5 protein-coding genes are annotated in these 5131 nt (G+C 67.7%); 2 read left to right on the top strand and 3 right to left on the bottom strand.

Features of this window, described 5'->3' with window-relative positions:
- Window positions 1-308: 308 nt before the first annotated feature.
- Complete coding sequence (locus tag RJ03_RS12620) at window positions 309-2252, top strand: serine/threonine-protein kinase (RefSeq protein WP_083870782.1); 1944 nt, start codon at window positions 309-311, stop codon at window positions 2250-2252.
- 20 nt (window positions 2253-2272) lie between these two features.
- Here the strand turns inward: RJ03_RS12620 and RJ03_RS34980 are convergent, their stop codons facing one another.
- Genes RJ03_RS34980 through RJ03_RS12605 form a run of 3 tightly spaced genes read right to left on the bottom strand, consistent with a single transcriptional unit; the run spans window position 2273 to window position 4028 of the window.
- Window positions 2273-2809, bottom strand: coding sequence for a Dabb family protein (locus tag RJ03_RS34980; RefSeq protein ID WP_051024617.1), 537 nt, complete (start codon window positions 2807-2809; stop codon window positions 2273-2275).
- Window positions 2809-3120 carry a hypothetical protein gene (locus tag RJ03_RS12610; protein ID WP_036501484.1) on the bottom strand — a complete coding sequence of 104 codons (312 nt, stop codon included), beginning with the start codon at window positions 3118-3120 and terminating at the stop codon, window positions 2809-2811. Before RJ03_RS12610 ends, RJ03_RS34980 begins: the two co-directional genes overlap by 1 nt.
- Window positions 3117-4028 carry an LLM class F420-dependent oxidoreductase gene (locus RJ03_RS12605; protein WP_157163405.1) on the bottom strand — a complete coding sequence of 304 codons (912 nt, stop codon included), beginning with the start codon at window positions 4026-4028 and terminating at the stop codon, window positions 3117-3119. The genes RJ03_RS12610 and RJ03_RS12605 overlap by 4 nt, the downstream gene beginning before the upstream one ends.
- A gap of 340 nt (window positions 4029-4368) precedes the next feature.
- Here RJ03_RS12605 and RJ03_RS12600 point away from each other — a divergent pair.
- Window positions 4369-5131: YihY/virulence factor BrkB family protein (locus RJ03_RS12600; RefSeq protein WP_167331966.1), on the top strand; the 763-nt coding region annotated here is incomplete at its 3' end.

The following is a 5131-nucleotide window of genomic DNA, read 5'->3' as shown; positions in this document are numbered from 1 at the left end:
CTTCACTGTCGAGCAATAGATTCGCCGCCGCGGCCACCGGTGCCGGTCGGCGTTGTACGAGCACTACCATTCGAACCTCCTAAACGCCTGCAACGCCCAGAAAAGCTCTTCACTCGCTGTAACGACGGTATAACCGGTCGACATCCGCCATAACAATCGTCACCGAAAAGTAATCGACCGGCTACGGTGCGCCGGTCGACTGCGTGGGATTCGAACCCCCGAAATGCTGGAAGATCGCTGTCGGATAACCGTCCCGGGCGCGATAAAATTCACCATGTCTCGACGTCTCATCCCGGAGTGACCAGCATATGGGCGCTCGACCGGAAGGCGATGCCACCGCCGCCTTCGACCCATTGGCCGATCGGACGGTGAACACTGTCCGGCAACCCGCCGACACCGACGAATCCACCGGCACGATCGGGCCGCAGCCGACCGTGGCCGCGCCGGGCACCGACCTCGAACCGGGTGATCGGATCGACGATTTCGATCTGCTGCTGGAATTGGGGCACGGCGCCTTCGCCAAGGTATTCCTGGCGCGGCAGCGGTCGATGCAACGTCTGGTGGCGGTGAAGATCTCCGCCGACCACGGCGCCGAACCCCAGACTCTCGCCCAGCTGGACCACGAATTCATCGTCCGGGTGTACGACCAGCGGGTGCTGCCGGACCTGGGGCTGAAAATGCTGTATATGCAATACGTCCCGGGCGGAACGCTGGCTTCGGTGCTGACGCGGGTCCGCGCGACGGCACCGGAGCGGCGCAGCGGCCGGCTGCTGCTGGACGCCGTCGACGAAGCGTTGAAGGACAAGGGCGATCTTCCGATGTCGAGCAGTCGCACACGGGACGAGATCGCGGCCCGGTCCTGGCCGGAAACCGTGGCCTGGCTCGGACGCCGGCTCGCCGAAGCCCTCGCGTACGCCGAACGGCGCGGTGTGCTGCACCGCGATATCAAACCGGCGAACGTCCTGCTCGCCGCCGACGCCACACCCGAACTGGCCGATTTCAACATCAGTTTCAGCGACCACGTCGCGGGCAGCAGCCCGGTGGCGTACTTCGGCGGATCGCTGGCCTATATGTCTCCCGAACATCTCGAGGCCAGCCACCCGAAGCTGCCCGGCACCGTGGACGACCTCGACACACGCAGCGATATCTATGCACTCGGGGTCATGTTGTGGGAGTTGCTGACCGGGCGGCGGCCGTTTCCCGTGACCGAGGCGAAGGATTCCCAGGGCTCGGTCGAACAGCTGCTGGAGATGCGACGCAGTCCGATAGCGCCGCAATTCCTCGACGACCTTCCCGCCGACTGCCCCGCCTCGCTGCGCCGCGTACTGCTGACCTGTCTGGCACCGCAGCGCACCGACCGCTGGAACAACGGTGCGGAGCTGGCCCAGCAGTTCGAGCTGTGCCTCGACCCGCGGGCCCGCGATCTGGTCGACGCGCCCTCACACAGCCACCGGCCGCGCGGACCGCTGTGGCCGATACCGATTCTCGCGCTCGCGATCGCCGTGCCGAACCTGACCGCCGCTTGGTACAACTACTACTACAATAGGACGTTGATCGTCGGCAAACTCACGCCCGAGGTGCAGCAGTCCTTCCACGATGTGGCCCGGGTGCTGTATCCGCTGGCCATCGTCGTGGCCACCCTGCTGATTCTCTACACCGCGCGCCACCTCCTCGAGATTTCCATCGGACTGCACAAGGGGCGTGGCTATCCCGACGCGGTCCTCACCGGGGCCCGCATCGATGCGTTGCGACTCCCCAACCGGGTGGCGGCGATCGCTTTCGTGTTCTGGTTCGCCGGCGGCGTGTTGTTTCCGGTGATGCTGAATCTCGTCACCGGCAGCGTTCCGCGCGGCACCTACGCGCATTTCCTGCTGTCGCTGGTCGTCTGCGGCGCGGTCGCATTGGCCTACCCGTACTTCGCGATCACCTGGTACGTGGTCCGGTTCCTGTACCCGATCTTCCTCGCACACGGCCGGTCCGACGCCGCCGACGTCGAACACCTGCGCCGGCTCGCCCGGCGCACCGGCATCTACCTCACCGCGGCCGCCGCCGTACCCCTGGTCGGCGTCACCGGGATCACGTTCCTGCCGGCGCCGGACATCGAGTCCATCATCTGGGCGGTCCGCATCCTGTGCGTCGGCGGCATCCTCGGCTTCATCCTCGCCTACCTGCTCTACGGAGTCATCGGAAGGGATCTCCGAGCCCTCGAACGTGTCGCCGCCACATCCACCACGGACGCGGGCGTCGAGTAGGCGACGGCCGGTCGCGCCTCTCAGGACAGCACTGGTCCCTCGGCCCAGCGGTACAGGTGGGCGATGGCCGGGTCGACGATGGAGCCGGGGATTTCCGGGTCGAACCACCGGTCGACGCAGGTCCAGTGGTAGGGGTGGAGCAGGTAGTCGGCGTTGAGGCCGTCGAGGTCGGCGAACTCCTGCTCCCAGGCATGTGTCCACCGCGGGTGGTCGGCGCGACTGAGGGTCCACGACCCGATCGCCGCGATGTGGCCGGGCATCGCGGCCAGGTCGGCTTCGAATCGGTCCACCACGTCCGGTTCGGTTTCCGGACGCACCCGCAACAACAACGTGCGCTTGATGCGCTTGCCGGACATCGCGACCCGCGCGCCGACGAGTCGGGTCAGCGCCACGGCGTCGGCGCCCGCCGGGCGACCCGGCCAGGCCGCGTCGATATCGTCACAGCTCACATCCCAGGTCATCCCGAGTCCGCCGACGCTACCGGGCAGATCGTCTCCGCCCTCGGCCCCGGCCGGGCCGTCGACTCCCGCCGGTGTGCGAACAACCCAGCGCGACATCACCGCACCTCCTCGAGGACGCGACGCGCCCGCGACAGCGCGAGCGAATCGGTCCACTGCCAGAAGCTGCTCACCGCGTCGTCGGCGCCCGCCGCCGCGCGCATCCCGTAGAACTCGTAGATTCCGGGCAGTTCCCACTGGATCTCCAGCATCACCGTGTCGGGGGAGGTGAAGCGGCGGCACTGCCGGACCACGCGCATGCCGCGGTCACCGGCGCCGGGCAGATAGTCGCTGCGCCAGCGCCGCGACCACTCCTCGACACGATCTCGGGGCATGGCGATCTCGTCGATCACTGTCACCGTCGTGGTCACAGCTTGCTCACCACCTCGTCGAGGTACCGGGCGATATATCCGGGAAGCCCGGCGATCCCGGCGGCGAACAGCGACTCGTCACCGAACAGGGGCGGGTTCACCACCAGCCGCGACGCGCCCGCATCGGTGTAGCCGCGGACGAAGTCGACGTCGAATTCCCTTGCCGGATCGCATGATCCGGGCCACGCCGTCAATTCGACCGCGCTCTCGGCACGCCCCGCGGCACGCGCGTGCGCACGCACTTCGTCGGCGCGCGCGGCGAAATCGGCCGGCGTGATCGTGTACGGAAACCAGCCGTCGGCCAGGCGACCGGCCCGCCGCACCGCGGGCGCGCTGTTGCCACCCACGACGATCGGCACCGCGCCCTTCGACGGGCGGGGTTCGCAGTAGACGCGATCGAAACGCACGTGCTTGCCCGCGTAGCTCGCCGGAGCGTCCGCCCACAGCGCACGCATCGCGCCGATCCCGTCGTCGAGGCGCGCGCCACGATCGGCGAAGGGCACGCCGATCGCCGCGTATTCCTCCTTCTGCCAGCCGATTCCCAGCCCGAGCAGCAGCCGGTCACCGGAATGCAGCGCGATGGTGGCGGCCCGCTTGGCCAGGACCACCGGACTGTGCAGCGGCGCGACCATCATCGCGGTGCCCAAGCGCAGCGTGCGCGTCGAACCGGCCAGAAAGGCGATCGTCTCCAGCGGATCGGTCATCGGCGCCCCGTGCTCGGCGCCGGGCATCCGCCCGTCCGGCGAATACGGATACCGCGGGTCGTACTCGTCGGCCACCACCACGTGCTCGACCGCCCAGGCCGACTCGACCCCGCATGCCTCCAGCGTCCCCGCCAGATCCTGCAGAAATCCGCCGGAACCGATCATTCCGTCCACATAGGGCAACAGCATTCCGATCCGAATCATGCGGTTCAGCATCAGTCGTGATCCACGACACACCCACACTCGATCTCGCCCACCGGGACACCGGTGCCATTCAGCGAACACGCGCGGCGAAACCGGCCGCCACGGTGAAAGAGGTTGTCTCGCAAGCCCTCACCGCGTCCGGTCGCGTCGCCGGGCTCGACATCGTCACCGAAAGGAAACCGCACCGGCCGCGCGTGGCGGGATGCGGTAGTGGTATTCCGAACACATGCGCCGTCGATCCGACTGTGCGCGGATCGAAAACTGCTGGGAGGTAGAGGCTGTGGCGGTCGGATCGGAGCCGGCGCTTCGGTACCGGATGTTTCGCCGGGCCGAGGTCAGAGTGGTCCTGCGTACCGTGCGCGCGGCGTGGTCGGACGAGTTGTCCGACTGGGCGGCGGCATTGACGTACTACAGCATGTTGTCGCTGTTTCCGGCCCTGCTGATCGCCATCGTCGTGCTGAGTGTCGCCGGACCCGCCCCCGCCGACTCGCTCGCGGGCGCGGCTGGTCGGCTGGGTCCCGGCGGCGGTACGTCACTGATCTCCGACTCGATCCACCACCTGCAGTCGGTCAAGTCGCTGTCCGGTCCGATGGCGGTCGTGGGCCTGTTGTCGGCGTTCTGGACCGTATCCACCTATCTGGGGGCGTTCATCCGCGCGGCCAACGACCTCTACGGGGTGCGGGAGAGCCGATCACTGTGGCGCACACTGCCACTGCGATTCGCCCTGGGCCTGATGCTGGTGGTCGCCGTGGTCGTCACCGTGCTCGGCTTCGCTATCACTCCGGGCCTGGCCGAACACGCCGGCAACCGGATCGGGATGGGTTCGGCGGGCCTGCTCGTCTGGTCGATCGTGAAGTGGCCGCTGCTGGCCCTGCTGGTGAGTGTCGCACTGGCGCTGCTGTATTGGGTCGCGCCGAACACCGAGGGGCAGCGGTTGCGCTGGCTGACCTCCGGAAGCGTGATCGCCGTGGGCATCTGGATCGCGGGATCGGCCGGATTGGCGCTCTACGCTGCCCATTTCGACTCGCTCGATCGCGTGTACGGATCGTTGACCGCGGCGATCGTCCTGCTGATGTGGCTGTGGCTCACCAACTTCGCGATCC

This window comes from Nocardia aobensis NBRC 100429 (assembly GCF_000308375.1).
Lineage (GTDB): Bacteria > Actinomycetota > Actinomycetes > Mycobacteriales > Mycobacteriaceae > Nocardia > Nocardia aobensis.
Note: the sequence above shows the minus strand (reverse complement) of the source record. Positions and strands in the feature narration are given on the sequence as shown.